Annotated in this window: 21 protein-coding genes and 2 pseudogenes; 11 read left to right on the top strand and 12 right to left on the bottom strand. The window is 71.9% G+C overall.

Translation table 11 applies throughout. The features are described from left to right. The first annotated feature begins 47 nt into the window (after positions 1-47). Both QP939_RS22865 and QP939_RS22870 read left to right on the top strand, forming a co-directional pair. Positions 48-1322 carry an ATP-binding protein gene (locus QP939_RS22865; RefSeq protein ID WP_285458856.1) on the top strand — a complete coding sequence of 425 codons (1275 nt, stop codon included), beginning with the start codon at positions 48-50 and terminating at the stop codon, positions 1320-1322. Between the two features lie 45 nt (positions 1323-1367). Further along, on the top strand, positions 1368-2570 hold the full coding sequence (locus QP939_RS22870) for an acyltransferase family protein (protein ID WP_285458857.1): 1203 nt from the start codon (positions 1368-1370) through the stop codon (positions 2568-2570). On the opposite strand, the gene ald is transcribed toward QP939_RS22870, so the two are convergent. Continuing rightward, positions 2482-3597, bottom strand: coding sequence for an alanine dehydrogenase (gene ald, locus QP939_RS22875; RefSeq protein ID WP_285458858.1), 1116 nt, complete (start codon positions 3595-3597; stop codon positions 2482-2484). The genes QP939_RS22870 and ald overlap by 89 nt on opposite strands. 172 nt (positions 3598-3769) lie before the next feature. Here ald and QP939_RS22880 point away from each other — a divergent pair, with 172 nt between their 5' ends. Beyond that, a complete protein-coding gene (locus tag QP939_RS22880) occupies positions 3770-4705 on the top strand; it encodes a zinc-binding dehydrogenase (RefSeq protein WP_285458859.1) in 936 nt (311 codons plus the stop codon). Between the two features lie 61 nt (positions 4706-4766). On the opposite strand, the gene QP939_RS22885 is transcribed toward QP939_RS22880, so the two are convergent. From QP939_RS22885 to QP939_RS51845, 3 genes and pseudogenes are all read right to left on the bottom strand, one after another. Next, a complete protein-coding gene (locus QP939_RS22885) occupies positions 4767-5678 on the bottom strand; it encodes a zinc metalloprotease (protein ID WP_285458860.1) in 912 nt (303 codons plus the stop codon). 162 nt (positions 5679-5840) lie between these two features. Continuing rightward, a pseudogene (locus QP939_RS22890) lies at positions 5841-7396 on the bottom strand (PucR family transcriptional regulator). 333 nt (positions 7397-7729) lie between these two features. Then, positions 7730-7915, bottom strand: a pseudogene (locus QP939_RS51845) (roadblock/LC7 domain-containing protein); the annotation flags it as partial. Between the two features lie 164 nt (positions 7916-8079). Between QP939_RS51845 and QP939_RS22895 the strand changes: the two are divergent. Continuing rightward, the gene (locus QP939_RS22895; protein ID WP_285458861.1) at positions 8080-8334 is read left to right on the top strand and encodes a hypothetical protein; all 255 of its coding nucleotides are present in this window, start codon (positions 8080-8082) and stop codon (positions 8332-8334) included. A 349-nt stretch (positions 8335-8683) separates the two neighbouring features. After that, a complete protein-coding gene (locus QP939_RS22900; RefSeq protein WP_285458862.1) occupies positions 8684-9097 on the top strand; it encodes a hypothetical protein in 414 nt (137 codons plus the stop codon). Positions 9098-9099: 2 nt separating this feature from the next. Here the strand turns inward: QP939_RS22900 and QP939_RS22905 are convergent, their stop codons facing one another. Continuing rightward, positions 9100-9537, bottom strand: coding sequence for a VOC family protein (locus QP939_RS22905; RefSeq protein WP_285458863.1), 438 nt, complete (start codon positions 9535-9537; stop codon positions 9100-9102). Next, entirely contained in the window at positions 9534-9872 is a 339-nt protein-coding gene (locus tag QP939_RS22910; protein ID WP_285458864.1) for a PadR family transcriptional regulator, read from the bottom strand. Before QP939_RS22910 ends, QP939_RS22905 begins: the two co-directional genes overlap by 4 nt. 58 nt (positions 9873-9930) lie before the next feature. On the opposite strand from QP939_RS22910, the gene QP939_RS22915 reads away from it, so the two are divergent. After that, positions 9931-10317: a VOC family protein gene (locus QP939_RS22915; RefSeq protein WP_285458865.1), complete on the top strand. Its 387-nt coding sequence runs from the start codon at positions 9931-9933 to the stop codon at positions 10315-10317. Here QP939_RS22915 and rdmE read toward each other — a convergent pair. Further along, positions 10314-11852, bottom strand: coding sequence for an aklavinone 12-hydroxylase RdmE (rdmE, locus tag QP939_RS22920; RefSeq protein WP_285458866.1), 1539 nt, complete (start codon positions 11850-11852; stop codon positions 10314-10316). The two genes, QP939_RS22915 and rdmE, sit on opposite strands and share 4 nt — an antisense overlap. Positions 11853-12015: 163 nt before the next feature. Between rdmE and QP939_RS22925 the strand changes: the two genes are divergently transcribed. Continuing rightward, positions 12016-13323 (top strand): bifunctional o-acetylhomoserine/o-acetylserine sulfhydrylase, encoded by a 1308-nt coding sequence (locus QP939_RS22925; RefSeq protein WP_285458867.1) that lies wholly within the window; start codon positions 12016-12018, stop codon positions 13321-13323. After that, entirely contained in the window at positions 13320-14429 is a 1110-nt protein-coding gene (metX, locus tag QP939_RS22930; RefSeq protein ID WP_285458868.1) for a homoserine O-acetyltransferase MetX, read from the top strand. The genes QP939_RS22925 and metX overlap by 4 nt, the downstream gene beginning before the upstream one ends. Here the strand turns inward: metX and QP939_RS22935 are convergent. Together QP939_RS22935 and QP939_RS22940 are read right to left on the bottom strand one after the other, a co-directional pair. Continuing rightward, positions 14426-14644, bottom strand: a complete 219-nt coding sequence (locus tag QP939_RS22935) for a hypothetical protein (RefSeq protein WP_285458869.1) — start codon at positions 14642-14644, stop codon at positions 14426-14428. The two genes, metX and QP939_RS22935, sit on opposite strands and share 4 nt — an antisense overlap. Further along, a complete protein-coding gene (locus tag QP939_RS22940; RefSeq protein WP_285458870.1) occupies positions 14635-15537 on the bottom strand; it encodes an AurF N-oxygenase family protein in 903 nt (300 codons plus the stop codon). The genes QP939_RS22935 and QP939_RS22940 overlap by 10 nt, the downstream gene beginning before the upstream one ends. Before the next feature lie 70 nt (positions 15538-15607). On the opposite strand from QP939_RS22940, the gene QP939_RS22945 reads away from it, so the two are divergent. Then, positions 15608-16237 (top strand): TetR/AcrR family transcriptional regulator, encoded by a 630-nt coding sequence (locus QP939_RS22945; RefSeq protein ID WP_285458871.1) that lies wholly within the window; start codon positions 15608-15610, stop codon positions 16235-16237. Here the strand turns inward: QP939_RS22945 and QP939_RS22950 are convergent. Then, positions 16234-16971: an SDR family oxidoreductase gene (locus QP939_RS22950; protein WP_285458872.1), complete on the bottom strand. Its 738-nt coding sequence runs from the start codon at positions 16969-16971 to the stop codon at positions 16234-16236. The genes QP939_RS22945 and QP939_RS22950 overlap by 4 nt on opposite strands. 81 nt (positions 16972-17052) lie before the next feature. On the opposite strand from QP939_RS22950, the gene QP939_RS22955 reads away from it, so the two are divergent. Continuing rightward, a complete protein-coding gene (locus QP939_RS22955; protein WP_285458873.1) occupies positions 17053-17616 on the top strand; it encodes a TetR/AcrR family transcriptional regulator in 564 nt (187 codons plus the stop codon). Here QP939_RS22955 and QP939_RS22960 read toward each other — a convergent pair. Both QP939_RS22960 and QP939_RS22965 read right to left on the bottom strand, forming a co-directional pair. After that, the gene (locus QP939_RS22960; protein ID WP_285458874.1) at positions 17613-18110 is read right to left on the bottom strand and encodes a hypothetical protein; all 498 of its coding nucleotides are present in this window, start codon (positions 18108-18110) and stop codon (positions 17613-17615) included. The genes QP939_RS22955 and QP939_RS22960 overlap by 4 nt on opposite strands. Positions 18111-18156: 46 nt before the next feature. After that, the gene (locus QP939_RS22965; RefSeq protein WP_285458875.1) at positions 18157-18747 is read right to left on the bottom strand and encodes an SACE_7040 family transcriptional regulator; all 591 of its coding nucleotides are present in this window, start codon (positions 18745-18747) and stop codon (positions 18157-18159) included. Between the two features lie 196 nt (positions 18748-18943). Here QP939_RS22965 and QP939_RS22970 point away from each other — a divergent pair, with 196 nt between their 5' ends. Next, positions 18944-19714 carry an SGNH/GDSL hydrolase family protein gene (locus QP939_RS22970; protein ID WP_285458876.1) on the top strand — a complete coding sequence of 257 codons (771 nt, stop codon included), beginning with the start codon at positions 18944-18946 and terminating at the stop codon, positions 19712-19714. The last annotated feature ends 70 nt before the right edge of the window (positions 19715-19784 follow it).

Below are 19784 nucleotides of genomic sequence, written 5' to 3' on the forward strand. Positions count from 1 at the left end.
GCGTCGCGGTGACGGCCTTCGCCGCTTCCGCCGTGGCGCTCGGTTGCGTGTCCGTTTGGTTCGTGCTCCAGGCGCAGAGCCGTCTCGAGAACACCGCCGCCCAGCTCGCCGATGCCCACGCCGACGCCATCGTGCAGCTCCTGAACACGGGCGCCCGGCCCGCCGACCTCGCCCTGCTCGTCCGCGACTCGATCTACGAGGTCAAAGACCGGAACGGCACGTCGGTCGCCTCTTGCCCGGTCCTGCGCGAAGCGACGCTCGCCGCGTACGACACCGAGATCACGTTGCGGCCCTACCAGTACGACCGGTCCGCGCAGGCGTCCGTCGGCTGTGGGCCGGAGCTGCGCGGGCTCGACGACGACCTCGTCCTGCACGTCGTGCACGCCGACAGCGGCGACAGCCGCTACGACGTGTTCGCGGGCGTGCAGCTCGACCCCGAAGGCCAGGCGGCGGTCGATTCCGCGCGGACCGTCCTCTTCGCGGGCGTTCCCGTGGTCGCGCTGCTCATCAGCGTCATCGCGTGGCTCGCCGTCCGGCGGTCGCTGCGCCCGGTCGAGGCCATCCGCGCCGAGGTCGCCGAGATCGGCGCGCACGACCTGAGCCGCCGCGTGCCGGACCCGCGCGGCCGCGACGAGATCGCGCGCCTCGCCGGGACCATGAACACCATGCTCGAACGGCTCGACGAAGCCGTCACGCGGCAGAGCCGGTTCACCTCCGACGCCTCGCACGAGCTGCGCACGCCGCTCGCCTCCCTGCGCACGCAGCTTGAGGTCCTGCTCGCCCATCCCGACCGGCTCGACTGGCGCCACGCCTGCGAAAACGCCCTGCTCGACGTCACCCGGCTGCAGGACCTCGTCGCCGACCTCGTGCTGCTCGGCAAGCTGGACCACGCCGGACCGGACCACCTCGAAGCCGTGCCGCTGTCCGAAGTGGCCGAGGCCGTCGCGGCGGGCCGGGCGGAAGTCGTGGTCGGTGGGACGCCCGTCGTGCGCGGTCACCGGTCGCGGCTCGAACGGCTCGTCCGCAACCTCGTGGACAACGCGCGGCGGCACGCCGTGTCCAGGGTCGTCGTCGAGGTGTCCGTTGTGGACGGCTGGGCCGTGCTGGCGGTCGAGGACGACGGGCCCGGCATCCCCGAAGCGGACCGCGAGCGCGTCTTCGACCGGTTCGTCCGCCTCGACGACGCCCGCGCCCGCGACGAGGGCGGCTCCGGGCTGGGCCTGGCCATCGTCGCCGACATCGCCCGCGCCCACGGCGGCACGGCCGTGGTCGAACGCGGGAGCCGGTTCGTCGTCCGGCTCCCGGAGCTGAAGACGTCTTAAGCCCGCTTCAGGTCCGGTTCAGCGACCGCGCCCGAAGCTCCGGCCATGATCGTTTCCCCATGGCGGCCGCTGAGCCACGCCGAATACCGGGCGTCCTCGTGGTTCCCCGGCTTGACCGGCCTGCGCGCGCTCGCCGCGCTGGCCGTCGTGTTCTTCCACTACGGCGGTCCGGTCGTGGACCGGCTGCAGGGCTGGATCGCCGTCCAGCTGTTCTTCGTGCTGTCCGGCTTCCTCATCACGACGCTGGCGCTGCGCGAAGAGGAAAGCACCGGCCGGATCTCGCTCCGCGCCTTCTACCTCCGGCGGACCTTCCGGATCATGCCGGTGTACTTCCTGTTGCTCGGCCTGACGGCGCTGGCGGTCACGCTCGCCGGGGCCTACGAGAGCAGCCGCCTGGCCGACGCGATGCCGTTCTACCTGACCTTCTTCAACGAAGTCGTCGACTACAACACGCCGTACCCGACGTCGTGGTCGCTGGGCGTGGAGGAGAAGTTCTACCTGGTTTGGCCGGCACTGCTCGTGCTGACGTCGTTCGCGAAGACCGGCAGGACCGCGCTGCGCCTGCTGATCGGCGCGGGCGCGCTCGGCGTCGTGCTGGGCGTCCTGCCGCTGGCGCCTTCGCAGCAGTGGGCGAGCCTGTCCGTGCACTACGGCTCGCTCGTCGTCGGCTGCCTGCTCGCGCTCGTGCTGCACCACCCGCGCGGGTTCGCCGTGCTGCGCCCGCTGACCAGCCCGGCCGCCGCGGTGGGCGTCGCGCTCGGGTTCTGCGTGCTGCAGTTCTCGGTGAAGCCATTGGGGCAGGCGTTCGGCGGGCACTGGCAGTTCGTCGTGCCGGTCTACGCCGTGGGGTCGGCGTTGCTGCTCGTGGCGGCGATCTCGGCGGGGCCGGTGCGGCGGCTGCTTTCGAGCCGCGTGCTGACGTTCATCGGCGACCGGTCCTACGCGCTCTACCTCGCGCAGACGGGCGCGGCGGGCGTGACCGGCCTGCTGCTGCCGACCGGGCTGGGCAAGGCCGTCGCGACGTCCGCCGTCGCGCTGCTCTTCGCCTGCGCGCTGCGGCGGTGGGTCGAGCTGCCCGCGATCGCGTTCGGCCGGAGCCGGCGCAAAGAGAACGGGCCCCGGCCGCGACGCGACCGGGACCCGCTCGGGTGGAGTGAGGTCAGGCGAGGACGGTGTCCAGCGGCGTGTGGGGCAGGTCGTGCGCGACCGCGACCGGGCCGTTGGTCAGGGCGCCCGCGTGCGTGTTGAGGCCCTTCGCCAGCGCGGCGTCGGCCTGCAGCGCGGCCTTCCAGCCGTGCTCGGCCAGCTGGACCGCGTACGGCAGCGTGACGTTCGTGAGGCCGTAGGTCGACGTCCGCGGCACCGCGCCCGGCATGTTCGCGACGCAGTAGAAGACGGACTCGTGCACGGTGTAGGTCGGCTCGTCGTGCGTGGTCGGCCGCGAGTCGGCGAAGCAGCCGCCCTGGTCGATCGCGATGTCGACGAGCACGCTGCCCGGCTTCATGCGCGCGACGAGGTCGTTCGAGACCAGCTTCGGTGCCTTCGCACCCGGCACGAGCACCGCGCCGATGACGAGGTCGGCCTGCAGCACGGACTCCTCGACCGACAGGCGGTTCGACGTCACCGTGCGGATGCGGCCGCCGAAGTCGTTGTCGATCTGGCGGAGGCGGTCGACGTTGGTGTCCAGGATCTCGACGTCCGAGCCGAGGCCCAGCGCGACGCGGGCGGCGTTGAGGCCTGCGACGCCGCCGCCGATGACGACGACACGCGCCGGGTGGACGCCGGGGATGCCGCCGGGCAGGACACCGCGCCCGCCGCTCGGCTTCATCAGGGAGAACGCGCCGACCTGCGGGGCCAGCCGGCCCGCGACCTCGGACATCGGGGCGAGCAGCGGCAGCGCGCCGTTCGCGGTCTGCACGGTCTCGTAGGCGATCGCGGTGGTGCCGGCGGCCAGCAGCGCGTCGGTCAGCGGCCGGTCGGCGGCGATGTGCAGGTAGGTGAAGAGGACCTGGTCGGCCCGCAGCCGGGGGTACTCCTCGGCGATCGGCTCCTTGACCTTGAGGACGAGCTCGCCCTCGGCCCACGTCTCGTCGGCGGTGGCGAGGATCTTCGCGCCGGCGGCGACGTACTCCTCGTCGGTGATGGACGAGCCGACGCCGGCGCCGGTCTCGACGAAGACGTCGTGCCCGCGGCCGACCAGCTCGTGGACCCCGGCCGGGGTCAGCGCGACCCGGTATTCGTGCTTCTTGATCTCACGGGGAACGGCGATACGCACGGTCGGCCTCCTGGGTCGGTCCGCGTCCGGAATCGGGGCGGTGTTGCCACTCACGGTGAACCACCCGGACGGCGGTGTCATCGTGCTGCGCGGACAGTTCTTTTCGGCATTCGTGGTTCGCTGCGGACAAAGGCCTTGACCTCGATCTTGCTGGAGGTTGCAGCGTGAGCGCATGCGAGCGGTGTGGTTGAGAGAGTTCGGCGGGCCGGAAGTGCTGGTCCCGGGGGAGGCGCCGGACCCGGTCCCGGGGCCCGGTCAGGTGCTGGTGGAGGTGGCGTTCGCGAACACCACCTTCGTCGAGACGCAGTTCCGGGCGGGCGCGCCGGGGCCGTTCCGCGCGTCGCCGCCGCTGATCCCCGGCAACGGCGTCGGCGGCGTGATCAGCGTCGTCGGCCCGGGCGTGGACCCGGGACTGGCCGGGCAGCGGGTGGTGACGTCGACCGGTGGGTCCGGCGGGTACGCCGAGCGCGTCGCGGTCGACGCGGCGGCGGTGTTCCCGGTGCCCGAAGGACTGGCCCTCGACGCGGCGGTGGCCGTGCTCGCGGACGGCCGGACGGCGACCGGCCTGATCCACGCCACGGCGGTCCGGCCGGGCGAGCGGGTCCTGGTCGAGGCGGCGGCGGGCGGTGTCGGGAGCCTGCTGGTGCAGCTGGCGAAGGCGGCGGGGGCGTCAGTGGTCGGCGCGGCGGGCGGGAAGCTCGAGCGGGTCCGCGCGCTCGGTGCCGACCTCGCCGTCGACTACCGCGAGCCGGACTGGACGTCTTCGGTCGGCGAGGTGGACGTGGTCTTCGACGGCGTGGGCGGCGAGATCGGCACGGCGGCGTTCGGGCTGCTGCGGCGCGGCGGCCGCATGGCGGTGTACGGCCTGGCGGGTGGTTCGTGGACGGAAGTGTCCGAAGAGGACGCGGCGGCCCGCGGTGTCTCGCTGGTGCGGTCGATCGGAAGTCCGGCGGAGATGCGGGCGTTCACGGAATCGGCGTTGTCCGAAGCGGCGGTGGGCCGCCTGGTCCCGGTGATCGGGCAGCGCTTCCCGCTGGAGAAGGCGGCGGACGCCCACGCGGCGATCGAGTCCCGCACCACGATCGGCAAAACCCTGCTGGTCGCGTGAACGCCATGAGGGGCCCCTTCACGGACTCAAAAGCCGTGAAGGGGCCCCTCATGGACGGAGGTCAGGCGCGGTAGGCCGACCAGGAGCTGTTCATCCGCGTGGCCTGGCCCGGGGTGAACTCGTACATGCAGCTGTCGTAGCTGTAGTCCATGAAGTTGTGCACCGGGTCCTTGCCCGTCGACGTGCAGGTGTCCTTGTTCGTCGGGCAGCCGGACGTCGCCGTCGCTTCGGCGGGGGTGTCCGACACGTAGTCGCCCGAACCGGAGCAGCCGCCCTGGAACGTGTGGTACAGGCCCATCCAGTGGCCGACTTCGTGGGTGGCCGTGTCGCCCTCGTTGTAGTTCGTCGCCGAGCGGCCCGGGAGCGACTCGTCGAGGATCACGACGCCGTCCATCTTCGGCTTGGACTTGTAGTTCCACGGGAACGTCGCCCAGCCCAGCAAGTCGTCGCCGAGGTTGGCCGTGTAGATGTTCAGCGCGTTCGCGCCGCCCTTGTGCAGCGCGTTCTTCATGTTGCGCTCGGCCGAGGTGCCGTCGGTGATGCCGTTGTACCAGGTCGAGTTGTTCGTGTAGTCCGTGCTCACCAGCGTGAAGCTGAAGCCGCTGGACGCGTACGCGCTGTTGAGCACCGAGATCTGCTTGCTGATCGTCGCCGACGGCAGGTTGCCCGCCGAACCGCTCGTGATCACGTGGAAGTAGACCGGGATCGACACCGCGTTCAGCGCCGACGTCGTGGGCTTGCCCGAGAGCTTGCTCTGCATGTCCGCCTCGACGCGGGCGGCTTCGGCGGGCGACAGGCTGTCGGCGTGGCCGTCCTTGCTGCGGTCCGCGGACTGGGTCGGGGTGAAGCAGTCACCGGACGGCGCCGCGACGGCGCTGCCGGCGGTGGTGCCGGGCACGACCAGGGCGACCAGGGAGAGCGCGGACACCGCACCCAGCTTGACGGCTCTGCGAACCCGCTCGGAACTGCTCATGGACACTCCTCCGCGACGACCCGGCCACTCCGGGTGGTGCAGAGAACCTGCGCCAGGGAATCGCCGGAATCCACCACCTTTCGGCTGGAAAAGACAATCCGAACGATCGGCGCGATCCATGCGGAGTAACGCATAAGTCCGACGTTGGGCCGAACGGAGCAGTCAGCTCCAGCGCAAGGCCACCAGCTGGGTGAGCAGGGCCAGCCGGACGTCGGGGTCGTCGAGGTCCAGCGGCACCAACTCGAGGAGCTTCCGCATCCGGTAGCGCAGGGTGTTGGGGTGGATCCGCAGCTCCCGCGCCGCCGCGCGCGGGTCGCCCGGGTGCCGCAGCCACTCGTAGAGCGTCTCGACGTAGCCGGCCTTGCCCGATTCGTCGTGCGCGCGCAGGGCGCCGAGCGGGCCGACTCCGCGACCTTCGCCGCGATCGCCGCCGTCGCGCCGCGGTGCAGCGTCAACGCCGTCCAGGCTTCGTCGAACGCGATCACGCGCTCGTCGAGGAGCTCGGCGCGCAGCAGGCCGAGCGCTTCGTCGGCCTGGGCGCGCGACGCCGACAGGTCGCCGATCTCGCCGGGCGCGCCGGCCGCCGCTCGCGGGGCGCCGCCGCGCCGGGACGCCGGTTGCGCGGCGATCGCGTGCCGCAGCTCGGCCCAGCCGCCGGGACCGGGCCGGTCCGGGACCACGGCGTAGAGCAGCCCGCCCAGCTCGGTCGCCACCGGACGGCTGCCGATGCCCTGGGAGATCCGTTCGAGCAGCGCGAGCCGCAGGCCCTCGGCGTCGCGGCCGTCGCCGCCGGTGACCTCGATGACGACCACGCGGTGCGGCTCGTCGGAGAGGTCGAGCTCGGCCATCGCCTTCCGCGGGTTGGCCCGGCCTTCGAGCACGGTGCGCAGCAGTTCGGCCGACGCGCGGCGCTGCGCGTCGGTGTGCGCGCGCCGCCTCAGCAAGTGCAGCGCGACGACGGGAGCGGCGTCGGCGAAGGCGGCCGCGCGTTCGTCGGAGACGGGCCCGGCGACGACCGCCCACATCGAGCCGAGCAGTTCCCCGCCCATCCGGATCGGCACGATCAGCCGCGGCAGGGTGCCGTCGCGCTGGGCGGGCACGAAGATCGTCTGCCGCCCGCGCGAGAGCTCGCGGAACACCCCGCGCGACCGGAAGCGCGCGAGCACGTCGTCCGGGATCCGGCGGCCCATGATGGTGGCGACGCGCGCGGGGTCGGTGAGGTCCTGGCGCGCGGAGTAGGCGAGCACGCGCGAGTTGGTGTCCTCGATGGTCACCGGAGCGTCCACAACGGACGCGACGGCGTCGGCCAGCCGGAACAGGTCGCCGGAGCCGGGATCGAGGTCTTCGGACTCGTCGGCGAGCGCGTCGAGGACGGTCCGCAGCAGCCAGACGAGCTGCGCCCACGACGTCGCGGCGTGCACCTGGACGAGCGCGATGCCGTGGGTCTTGGCGGCCCGCTTGACGGCGGGTTTCGCGGCGAGCGGCGGCTTGAGCAGCACAGCGGCGGCGCCCTGCTCGGCGCTGTGCGCGACCAGCCGGGCGGCGTCTTCGGGCCCGGTGGTGGCGACCCCGAGCACGAGATCCCCGGCGGCGAGGGTGACGGCGCCCCCGGGTTCGGCGATCACGACGTCGGCGACCGCGGGGGAGTCGTCGGGCACCTGGAGCGCGTGGAGCAGCGTCGGTCCCACCCGGTCGACCACGCTGCGCACGGAAACCACGGGGCCATTCTCGCCGAGAACCCGGTCGGCGGCTCGTGGAGGTGAGGGGACACGCGCGGATCGTCGAGTCCGGCTTGGCCAGCCCACCGGCTTCGGCCTGGTGCTCGGCCGCCGGTAGGGGCCTGCCGGGGCGACGGCGGGCGGACACTCGCCGCCCCGGCAGGCGATCTCGGGGTCAGAGCTCCTGGCTCTTGACCACTCGGCGGGCCGCCGCGAGAGCATGCCGATGTTCACCGACTTCGGGCAGACCACCACCGCCACCACCTCCGCGTTTCGGTTGTCGCGGATGAACAGGTGGGTCAGGTTGAGGCCTTCGTCGCCGAGGACGACCATGAGCGCCGGCCGGTCGACCGAGTAGACGGCCAGGTAGCCGCCGCTGCTGTGGACCACCGCCTGGCGGAACGCGCCTTGGCCGGCCGCGGCGGCCGTGGTGTGCGCGAGGCCGAGGTGCGCGGCCGCGAGCGCGGAGACGCCCTCGGGGTCGATCCGCGCTTCGGCCACGATGAGCAGGCCGTCCACCCCCGGCCACCAGGGTGTCGGTCACCCCGCGGCACCGGAAACCACCGCGAGCAGGCCGTCGCCGACCATGCGCGACATCTCGACGGTCACCGGGAAGACGTTGCGCCCCAACAGGAACTCGATGTCCCGTGCTCAGCGGCGGTCGTCCGCGGCGGTGATTGATCGTGCCCGCCGCGATGGCGAACGCGCCGTCCTGGGCGGCCATCGTCGCGACCAGCCGCAGTTCCGTGCCGCCGATCCCGGCCCCGGTGAGCAGCTCGCCGTCCGGGGTCGAGCCGTCCGCGCGCAGGACCGCCGACCAGTCCGCGTCGGTGATCCGGCCGGACCGCTGCAGCAGGGTGCCGAGCCCGGGCGCACCCGAGCTGTCGACCGCGTCTTCTCGCAGGTGGAGCACTCCGCCGGGACGGCCGGCGAGGTAGAGCGAGCCGGTGATCCGGTCGGCGCGGCAGGTGCCCAGCGCCCAGGCGAGGAAGTCCGGCGAAGACCGCGACTGGCTACCGTTCACCGTGCTCCCTGGCGGTTTCCGGAAATGGGTACGCGTCCCGGTGAAGATCGCTTTCGCTGTTCGGGAGGCCGCCGACTCTATGGCATCCCGCTCCGCCGCCCCAGCCTTTTCCCCCGAATTTCGCAATGGCGAAAATCCTTGCCGAGCAGACCCGGTGCGGCGAATTTTCCTTGCCGCACCGGAAGACCGGGCCGGTTCAGTCCGATTTGGATCTTGTGGCATCCTCTCGGCCCACGCGCGCTGGAAAACGTGAGGTGAATGCGATGCACGGTCGTGACGAGCGGGAATGGGAAAAGATGATCGCCGCCGGGAGGGAGATTCTGGTCGCCCGGGCGGTGCTGGACCGCACCACGTCCTACGGCGAGTTCGCCGCGGCGCTGATCCGGCGCACGGGGTGCGCCCGGTTCGACTTCGCCTCCGGCAACGGCCGGGCGTCGATGGCGTACCTGCTGGAACGGATTTCCGAAGCCGCGTACGCCGAATCCGGCGAGCGGCTGCTCGGGGCGGTGGTGCGGCACCCGGGTGTCGAGGACGGCGGCCCGTGGTTCTGCCGGATGGCGGTCGCGAAGGGATTCCTGGTGCCACGCACGCGCGGGGGCAGGCAGCTGTTCTGGGCGGCGCACGTCCGCGAGCTGCACGAACACTACGCCGGCCGGCGCCGCCGGTCCGCCGGGTGACGTCAGACGTCGTGGGGCTTGCGGGCGTCGATGTCCTCCGGCGTGAACTGCTCGCGCTTGGTCGTCAACGCCCAGCGGTGCCCGTCGGGATCGACGACGCGGCCGTAGCGCTCGCCGAAGAACATCTCCGTCACCGGTGCCTCGACCGTCGCGCCCGCGAAGACCGCGCGGCGGGCGAGGTCGTCCGGGTCGGTCGTCTCCAGCGTGAGCAGCACCGGCGAGCCGCCGATCGTGACCGGTGCCAGCGCGTCCAGTGCCGGGATCTCCTGGCTGACCAGCAGTCGCGCGTCGCCGACCGCCAGCTCGACGAACAGCACCCGGCCGTCCGGCAGCACCGTCCGGAACAGCTCGACCGCGCCGAACGCCTTGGTGTAGAAGGAAAGCGCGCGGTCGGCGTCGCGGACGAACAGGTGCGGCACCAGCCCGAGCGGGCGGCTCACGCCGATTCCCGGCGGGCTTCGAGGTCCGCCGCGTCGGCGGCCGCGACGAGCCGTCGCAGCAAGGCGGCTTCGCGGGCGGCGGCCGCGCGGCCGGCCGGGGTGATGCGGTAGTAGCGGCGGCGGGAGTCCTCGCCGGGGAGCTCTTCGGCGAGGCCGTCGGCGGCCAGGCGGGTCAGCGTCCGGTAGAGCGTGCCGGGGCCGAGCTGGACGGCGCCGCCGGTGACCTCGGCGACGAACCCCATGATCCCGTAGCCGTGCGCGCGTCCGTCCGGCCCGGCGGCCAGGGCCAGCAGCACCTGGAACGCCGCCGGGGTCAGCGGGTTGCCGTCGGCCATGCCGGGAGCATACACTCCGCCCTGGTTATATCCATGGTGGATATAGAGAGGTGGAGTCATGGCCGTCCAAGGCGTCAGCAAGGTCGTCGTCGGCGTCGAAGACCAGGCGCGGGCCAAGGCGTTCTGGACCGAGACCGTCGGGTTCACGGTGACGACGGACGTGCCCTACGACGACCAGGGCCGGCGCTGGGTCGAGGTCACCGCGCCGAACGGGACGATCCTCGTGCTCAGCGAGTCACCCGAGGACCGCCGCCGGTTCGGCGACAGCGGCCAGCTGCCGACGTCGAGCTTCTTCTTCTACGCCGACGACGTCGAGAAGACCTACGAAGAGCTTTCGGCGAAGGGCGTGGAGTTCCCCGCGAAGCCGGAGAAGCAGCCGTGGGGCTGGTGGTCGATGTTCACCGACTCCGAGGGGAACCGCTTCGCCCTGCAGCAACGCGACTAGCGCGAAAGGACCGACGTCAGCACTCGCCGCAGCTCGCCCACCGGGTCCTCGACCGGCTCCTTCGCCCGCCACGCGACGATGCCGTCCGGTCGCACGAGCGACGCGCCGCCGGTCGAAAGGCCGTACCGCGACGGGAAAGCGCTGTCGTCGACGACGTGGCAGTCGACGCGGATGTCGGCCTCCGCGGCGGCCGCCTGCCACGCCGTGCCGTCGCCCGCGCACAGCAGCACCCACGAGCGGCCGAGCAGGTCCACCGTGGACGCGAGGCCCGGCGCCCGGAACCCGGGCCGCCCGGTCGGCGCGTGCACGTCCTCCACGCGGGCGCCGTCGTCCGGCTCCTCGGACAGCACCGCCGTCGAGCGGTAGCGGAACCCGAGGATGCCGTCGAGCATGTCCACCGGTTCGGTGAGCCCGGAGACGTCGAGGTCCGGGTGCATCCGCTGCTTCATGTTGTGCAGCGAGGTGTCGATGACCATCCGCGCGATCGGCCGCCGCTCCGCTTCGTAGGTGTCCAGCAGCGCCTCACCCGCGTCGCCGCGCAGCACCGCCGCCAGCTTCCACGCGATGTCCGCGCCGTCGCCGACCGCCGTGTTGCCGCCCTGGCCGCCCGTCGGCGGCGTCACCTTCGCGGCGTCGCCGACCAGGAAGACCCGCCCGGAGCGGAACCGGTCGGCCAGGCGCGCGGCGATCTCCCACGAGCCCGTCCAGACGATCTCCGGCTCGAGGTCCGGCAGGTCGGTGGCGGCGCGGATCATCGAGACCAGCCGGTCGTGGCCGAAGTCGGCCGGGCTTTCGCCCTTCTCCGGGAAGTAGTCCGGCGCGAAGACGTACCGGTTCGGCACGTCGGTGTTGACCAGCCCGGCGGTGAACTCCGGGTGCTGCAGGTAGAACAGGTCGGTCACGCCCGCCTGGACGCGGTCGCCGAGGTCGGCGTCGAACACGACGCCGAGGCAGTGGCTCAGCGCGTCCATCCCGGTGGTGCCGATGCCGAGCCGCTGCCGGATGCCGCTGCGCCCGCCGTCGGCCGCGATGACGTAGTCGGCGCGCACCACCGTCTCCTCGCCGGAGTCGCGGTGCCGCACGGTCGCGGTGACTCCGTCGTCGTCCTGCACCAGGTCGGTCAGCTCGGTCCGGAACCGGACGCGCGCGCCCGCCTTTTCCGCGTGCGCCAGCAGGATCGGCTCGACGACGTCCTGGCCGGCCATCCCGGCGGGCAGCGTCGTCGACGCGGACACGTCGAACTCGCTGCCGTCCTCGACGAGCCGGTGCAGGACGCGGCCGGCCAGGCTGGTCGCGACGGTGATCCGCAGCCCCTGTGCCGCCCGCGGGCTCGCCGCCAGCACTTCTTCGTCGATCCCGGCCCAGTGGAACAGCTCCATCGTGCGCCAGTTCTGGCCGGCGGCCCGGGAGTGGATCGACGTCCCGGCGTGCCGCTCGACCGTCAGTACGTCCACTCCTTCCCGCGCCAGGAACAGTGACGCCGACAACCCGCCCAGCCCGGCCCCCACGACCAGGACCCGCACCCGCTCCGTCATGACTACCTCCATGCCTGTGAATCTCCCTTGGTAGATATCTTAGACGCAGAGAGATTTGATTGGCAAGAGGTCCGGGTCTCAGCTCGTGGGAGCGGTTGGGGACCCGGCCGGACGGCCGTAGGTTCGGCGGCGGCAACCCCCTTGAGCCGCAAGGAGAAAACCGATGAGCGCGGACGACACCTCGGCGTGGTCCTTCGAGACCAGGCAGATCCACGCGGGCGCCGCGCCGGACCCGGCCACCGGGGCCCGCGCGACGCCGATCTACCAGACGACCTCGTACGTCTTCCGCGACAGCCAGCACGGCGCCGACCTGTTCAGCCTCGCCGAGCCCGGCAACATCTACACGCGGATCATGAACCCGACCCAGGACGTGCTCGAGCAGCGGATCGCCGCGCTCGAAGGCGGCGTCGCGGCGCTGGCGTTCGCCTCCGGCTCGGCGGCGACCACGGCGGCGATCCTCAACCTCGCGGGCGCGGGCGATCACTTCGTCTCGAGCCCGTCGCTCTACGGCGGCACCTACAATCTCTTCCACTACACGCTGCCGAAGCTCGGCGTCGAGGTCACGTTCATCGACGACCAGGACGACCTCGAGCAGTGGCGCGCCGCCGTCCGGCCGAACACGAAGCTGTTCTTCGCCGAGGCGCTGGCCAACCCGGGCAGCAACGTCCTCGACATCCGGGGCGTCGCCGACGTCGCGCACGAGGCCGGGGTCCCGCTCGTCGTCGACAACACCGTGCCGACGCCGTACCTGGTGCGCCCGATCGAGCACGGCGCCGACGTCGTCGTGCACTCGGCGACGAAGTACCTCGGCGGCCACGGCACCACGGTGGCCGGGCTGCTGGTCGACGGCGGCACGTTCGACTTCGGCGCCAGCGGCCGGTTCCCGGGCTTCACCGAGCCCGACCCGAGCTACCACGGCCTGAAGTACTGGGAGGCGCTCGGCCCCGGCGCGTACGCGGCGAAGGCGCGCGTCCAGATCCTGCGCGACACAGGCGCGGCGATCGCGCCGTTGAACAGCTTCCTGATCCTGCAGGGCATCGAGACGCTGTCGCTGCGCATCGAGCGGCACGTGTCGAACGCGCAGGCGCTGGCCGAGTGGCTGGAGCAGCGCGACGAGGTCGAGAAGGTGTACTACGCGGGCCTGCCGTCGAGCCCGCACCACCGCAACGCGCAGAAGTACCTGCCGCGCGGCGCGGGCGCGGTCCTGTCGTTCGACCTGCGCGGCGGCGTCGAGGCGGGCCGCAAGTTCGTCGACGGCACCGAGCTGCACAGCCAGCTGGTGAACATCGGCGACGTCCGCAGCCTGATCGTGCACCCGGCGTCCACCACGCACAGCCAGCTGACGCCCGAGGAGCAGCTCTCCAGCGGCGTCACGCCGGGCCTGGTGCGGCTGGCCGTCGGGCTGGAGGGGATCGAGGACCTCAAGGCCGACCTGGAGGCTGGATTCCGGGCGGCGAAGGCGGAACTGTGACCGTGACCGGCGCCTGGCGGGTCGGCGACCCGCCGGGCCGCCGGAAGTTCGTCGCCGGCCCCGGCGCGCTGGCGCTGGAGGCCGGTGGCGTGCTGCCCGCGTTTTCGCTCGCGTACGAAACGTGGGGCACGCTGAACTCCGACGCGTCCAACGCGGTCCTCGTCGAGCACGCGCTGACCGGCGACAGCCACGCGGCCGGGCCCGCCGAGCCGGGGCACCCGAGCGCGGGCTGGTGGGACGGGCTGATCGGGCCCGGGAAAGCCTTGGACACCAGCGAGTTCTTCGTCGTGGTGCCGAACGTGCTCGGCGGGTGCCAGGGTTCGACGGGACCGTCTTCACCCGACCCGGACGGGACGCCGTGGGGCAGCCGGTTCCCGGTGGTGACGGTGCGGGACCAGGTGGCGGCCGAGGCGGTGCTGGCCGACGCGTTGGGCATCGACCGCTGGGCGGCCGTCGTCGGCGGGTCGATGGGCGGGATGCGGGCGCTGGAGTGGGCGGTTTCGCTGCCCGCGCGGGTGGCGTCGGTGCTGGTGCTGGCCTCGACGGCGCGGGCGTCGGCCGAGCAGATCGCGTGGGCGTCCCCGCAGCTGCACGCGATCCGGTCGGACCCGTTCTTCCACGGTGGTGACTACTACTCGGCCGCGGAGGGACCGCACCGCGGCCTCGGCATCGCACGGCGGATCGCGCACGTCACCTACCGCAGCGAGCCGGAGCTGGCCCAACGGTTCGGGCGGACGTACCAGGGCGACGAAGACCCGTTGCGGGGCGGGCGGTTCGCCGTCGAGTCCTATTTGGACCACCACGCCGAGAAGCTCGCGCGCCGGTTCGACGCGAACAGCTACCTGGTGCTGACGGAGTCGATGAACACCCACGACGTCGGCCGGGATCGCGGCGGGGTGGCGGCGGCGTTGGGCCGGGTGACGGCCCGCGCGGTGATCGGCGGCGTCGACAGCGACCGGCTGTACCCGTTCTCCCAGTCGGCGGAGATCGCGGCCGGGATCCCCGGGGCGCCGGAGCCGTCGGTGGTTTCGTCGCCCTACGGCCACGACTCGTTCCTCATCGAGACCGACCAGATCTCGGCGCTGGTGAAGCAGCTGCTGGGCTAACGACCCGCGACACGTTCCCCGAGGCGTGTCAAGCGGTTCGCGACCCGCCGCGACGCGTCCGCCGCGTAGTCGCCGAGCCGTTCCGCGGCCCGGTCGGACAGCTTCGCCACCCGCCAGGCGACGTCGTCCGCGCGGTCACCCGCCTCGTCGCCCACCGTGGTGATCCGGTCGGCGAGCCTGCCGGTGCCCGCCGCGAGCAGGTCCTTCAGCGCCATGACTTCCCTTCCGTCTCGAGCATGCCGGCGCGCCGCCAGAGCACCGCGCTCGGTCCGCCGATCAAGTCGTTCTCCCGCAGGAACCGCACCAGCTTGCGCGCGCCGAAGGACAGCATCTCCCGCCGGTGCGGGCTGGTCCGTGCCGCGCGCACCGCCGCGCCCGGGTCGATGCCCGCGCGCAGGTACTGCCGCGGCCGCGAGAGCAGGCGGGACATCAGCAGCGCTCCGACGGCCACCACGACCCGCGCGAACTCCTTGCGCCACCACGGCGCGTCCGCCAGCGACCGGACCAGGTCGTCGCGCGCGTACCGCACGTGCCGGGCCTCTTCCGTCACGTGGATCCGCATCACCGCGCGCACCACCGGCTGCACCGACTCGTCGTCGAGGTGCTCGCGCTGCAGCGCGTCGAAGATCTCCTCGCCGATCAGCGTCGCCACCCACATCGCGGGCCCGTGCAGGATCAGCGGGAGCGCCTGCGCGGACAGCTGCAGCCAGCGGTTGTTGCGGTAGGGCCGCCCGCCGACGCGCTCGATCAGCGTCGCGAACATCGTGGAGTGGCGGCACTCGTCGGCGACCTCGGTCAGCGCGTAGTGCACGTGCCGGGTCGTCGGGTCCTGCCGGTACGACGCGCGCAGCAGCATCTGCATGAGGATCAGCTCGAACCAGATCCCGACGCTGACGGTGTTGACCAGCTCCTGCCGCGACAGCTCGATCCGCTGCTCGCGCGTGAGCGTGTCCCACAACGGCGTGCCGTACAGCGAAACCAGCTTCTCCGGGATGAAGAACTGGTCCTCGTTCAGCGGCGCGGCCCAGTGGACGTCGACGTCGGGGTCGTAGGAGAGCCGGGCGCTGGAGCGGAGCAGCCGTTCCGCCGTGGCCTCGCGATCACCCATGCCGCGCCTCCTCCGTGTCCGTAACAGGAGAACGCATGAAACAATCTTCGTCAAGCTGTAAAGTGCCCTCATGCGGGACCTGCTGAAGCACGCGCTCGAAGCCGACCTCCCCGGTGACGAGACCGCGGAACGGATCATGGGCGCGGCGCTGAACCAGGCCGAGGACTTCGGGCTGCGCCGGTTCACCGTCGACGACGTCGCACGCCGCGTCGGCCTGTCGCGCGTGACGATCTACCGGTACTTCCCGAAGAAGGAGCAGCTGCTGAACGCGCTGGTCCTGCGGGAGATGAAGCGGTTCCTGACGAAGGTCGACGCCGTCGTCGAAGCGCAGGCGACCCCGGAGGAGAAGCTCATCGAGGGGTTGAGCTTCTCCCTGGGGTACCTGCGCGGGCACCGGCTGCTCACCCGGCTGCTGCGCACCGAGCCGGAGCTGATCCTGCCGCAGCTGACCGTCCGGGCCGGCGGCCTGTTCACCGCCGCGCGCGCCCGGATCGCGGCGCACTTCCACGCGGAGATCGCGGCCGGGCGGCTCAGCCTGCCCGCCGAGGACGTCGACGGCATGGCGGAGCTGCTGATCCGCATCGTCGTGAGCCTGGTCCTGACCCCGGAGACGGTCCTCCCGGTCGACGACGACGTCGAGCGGCGCCGCCTCGCCGAGCTGTACCTGACGCCGATCGTCCGCTCGCTGCGCCCGGCTTAGCCCTGCCGGGTGGGCCGGATGGTGAGGTCGCCGATCTCGACGTCGTCGGGCTGCTCGACGGCGAACGCGATGGCGCGCGCCACGGCTTCGGGGCTGATGCCGAGGGTCGCCATGGCCTGCTGGGCCTGCTCGCGCTGCGCGGGGTCGTCGACGTGGTCGACCAGCTCGGTGCGCACGAACCCCGGCGAGATCGACGTCGTGCGCAGGACGCCGTCGGTCGACTCCTGGCGCAACGCCTCCAGCAGCGTGCGTACGGCGTTCTTCGTCCCCGCGTAAACGGCCTGCGTCGGCACGATCTTGAGGCCCGAGGTCGACACGGTCGTGACGAAGTGCCCGCGCCCCTGCCGCCGGAACACCGGCAGCGCGGCGGCGATGCCGTGCAGCACGCCGCGCAGGTTGACGTCGATCATCGCGTCCCAGTCGTCGACGTCGAGGTCGCCCACCGGGGCGATCCGGGCGATCCCGGCGTTGCTCACCAGGACGTCGAGGCGCCCGAAGCGCTCGACGGCCAGCTCGACCAGCCGCTGGAGGTCGGCGCGCCGCGTGACGTCCACCTCGAGCAGCTCGGCGCGGCCGCCGTCACCGCGGATCTTCTTGACCAGCGCGTCGAGCCGGTCGGTGCGCCGGGCGCCGAGCACCACGGCCGCGCCGCGCCCGGCCAGCTCGAGCGCGGTCGCCTCGCCGATCCCGCTGCTCGCCCCGGTGATGGCGACAACCTTGTCCAGTGTGTTCATGAGCTGCTCCCGCTCTAAGGTGACAACTGTCCGGTTCACCTCCACCGTACCGGACAGTTGTCCACTTAGAGGGGAGCACCCGTGGCGGAGCGAGAACGCCGGGCGGACGCGGTCGCCAACCGCGACCGGATCGTCGCGGCCGCGCGGGCCGAGCTGAGCGAGTCCAACGGCGACGCCGACGACCTGAAACTGCACCGGGTCGCCAAGGCCGCCGGGGTCGGGCAGGGCACCCTCTACCGGCACTTCCCGACCCGCGAGCACCTGCTGGCGGAGGTGTACCGGGCCGAGCTGACGCAGTTGGTCGACACGGTCGCGCCGCTGCTCGCCGAGCACTCGCCGCTCGAGGCGCTGACCCGCTGGCTGCACCGGCTGATCGAGTACGCGCGCGTCAAGCGCGGGGTGATGGCGGCGATCGAGGTCCCCGCGTGGCGCGACCTCTACGACGGCCAGCACCACCGGCTCGACGAAGCCCTGGAAACGCTGCTGGACCGCGGAAAAGCCGTCGGCGAGGTGCGTGACGGCGTCGACGCGGCCGACGTCATCCTGCTGCTGGGCGCGTTGTCGCGGATCCCCGGAGCCGAGTGGAACGCGCGGGCGCCGCGGATCGTGGCCGTGATCGTGGACGGCCTCCGCCGCCCGGCCTAGTCCGAGACCGCTTCCGAGATCCAGGCCGCCACCGGCAGGTCGCGGTCCAGGCACTCCACCGAAAGCCGGATCGTCCAGCGCAGCGCCTGCAGCACCAGGCTGTCGACCTCGTCCGGCGCCGCGTTGGCCAGCGCGATCTCGACCTGCTCCTGCGCGGCCTCGGTGTTGCCGTGCACCTCCGCGAGCAGCGTCCGCACGGCCGTCCGCACCGGCGGGTCGGCCTGGTCGATGGAGACCTCTTCGCCGTCCTCGTCGAAGACCTGGACCTTGACCGGCGCGCTGCCGCCGTCGCCGAGGGTGGCGACCATCGCGCTGCATTCGCCGAACAGCAGCAGCATCAACGCCTTGGTCTCGTCCGCGCGGGCCTGTGGTTCGGCGGCCGTCGGCGCGACCTCGACGAGGGCTTCGGCGTCGTCGCCGACGCTCAGCGCGGTCAACGCGCGCTGGGCCTTCTCGACGAGCCGCTCGTTCCAGTCCGGATCCACGTGCCCCATCAAACACCAGCGACGGCGCTCGTGGGGATACCTTGATCCGGGTCGGTCATCCGGCCGCGCGGAGTGCACCCAGTGCGAGCCGGCAGAGCAGTTCGGCGAGTTCGGCGTCACCGAGATGGCGGTTGTACGGGGTCGAGTTGATCAGTCCGAACACGGCGTGCGCCGCCGAGCGCGCCTGCCGTTCTCCCAGCTCCGGCACGGCTTCCCGGATCACGCGCACCCACACCTCGACGTACTGGCGCTGCAGCGCGCGCACCTGCTTGCGGTCGGCGTCGGTGAGGTTCGCGAGGTTGCGCTCCTGAACGGTGATCAACGCCGGGTGGGCGAGCGCGAAGTCGACGTGGAAGCGGACGAGCCCGGTCAGCGTGTCGTCCGGATCGCCGGCGCGGGTCGCCCGCGCGGTGCCGCCGTCGAGCAGGTAGCGGCTGATCGAGTTCAGCATCTCGCCGAGGATCGCGTCCTTGCTGCGGAAGTGCCGGTAGAGCGCCGGGCCGGAGATGCCGACCGCGGCACCGATGTCGTCGATGCCGACGCCGTGGAAGCCGTGGTGGGCGAACAGCTCGGCGGCCGCGGACATGATCTGTTCGCGTCTGTTCGCCTTCTCGCCGTTCACGAGTGGCGTGGGGTTGGCCGGCATCTGGCCATATTAAGGCTCGATGTTAGCGACCGCTAACTCCCGTTCCCTCCTTCCGGCGTGAGCCGAGTGGGTTACTTGCCGGTAACCGGGGTTTCCTTGTGGGGCCTCCACCTGCTGTCCTATTCGGGTCGGCCCTGTCACAAAGGAGTGACCCATGGCTGTTCCCACCCGTAAGTTCCTGCGTCCGCTTCTACGGTTGAGTACGGCCCTGGGGGCCGTTGTCCTGTCCACACTCGGCGTCACGGGCCTCGCCCACGCCGCCGGGACCGTCTACGCCGCGGTCGGCGATTCCTACTCCTCGGGAGTGGGTGCCGGCAGCTACGGCACGTCCGGGAGCTGTTACCGCAGCGCCAAGGCCTACCCGCAACTGTGGGCCAACGCCCACAGCGGCACGTCGTTCACGTTCCTCGCCTGTTCCGGGGCTCGCACCGGGGACGTGATCAACCAGGCGAACTCGATCCCCTCGTCGGCCACGCTCGTCACGGTGACCGTCGGCGGGAACGACGCCGGGTTCAGCGACGTGATCCAGACCTGCACCCTCGGCAGCGACTCCGACTGCGTGAACCGCGTCAACACGGCGAAGACCTACGTCAACAACACCCTGCCGCCGCTGCTGACCAACACCTACAACGCGATCAAGGCCAAGGCGCCGGGCGCCCGGCTCGTCGTCCTCTCCTACCCGCGCTTCTACACCGTGCCCGGCTCCTGCTGGGTCGGGCTGAGCGACACCAAGCGCACGGCGATCAACTCGGGCGCCGACGCGCTCGCGTCGGTCATCCAGCAGCGCGCGGCGGCGGCCGGGGCGACGTTCGTCGACGTCCGGCCGTCGTTCGTCGGCCACAACATCTGCTCGTCGGCCGACGACTACCTGCACAGCCTGACCTGGCCGGTGATCGAGTCCTATCACCCGACCGTGGCCGGCCAGTCGGGCGGTTACTACGCCCCGCTGCGGAACGCGATCGGCTGAGCCCGGGCTGAAGGGGACTTTGCTCGCGTCAGATGCGAGCAAAGTCCCCTTCAGCGCGTCTGACGCGCTG

Origin of the sequence: Amycolatopsis nalaikhensis, from assembly GCF_030264295.1 — a bacterium.
GTDB lineage: Bacteria > Actinomycetota > Actinomycetes > Mycobacteriales > Pseudonocardiaceae > Amycolatopsis > Amycolatopsis nalaikhensis.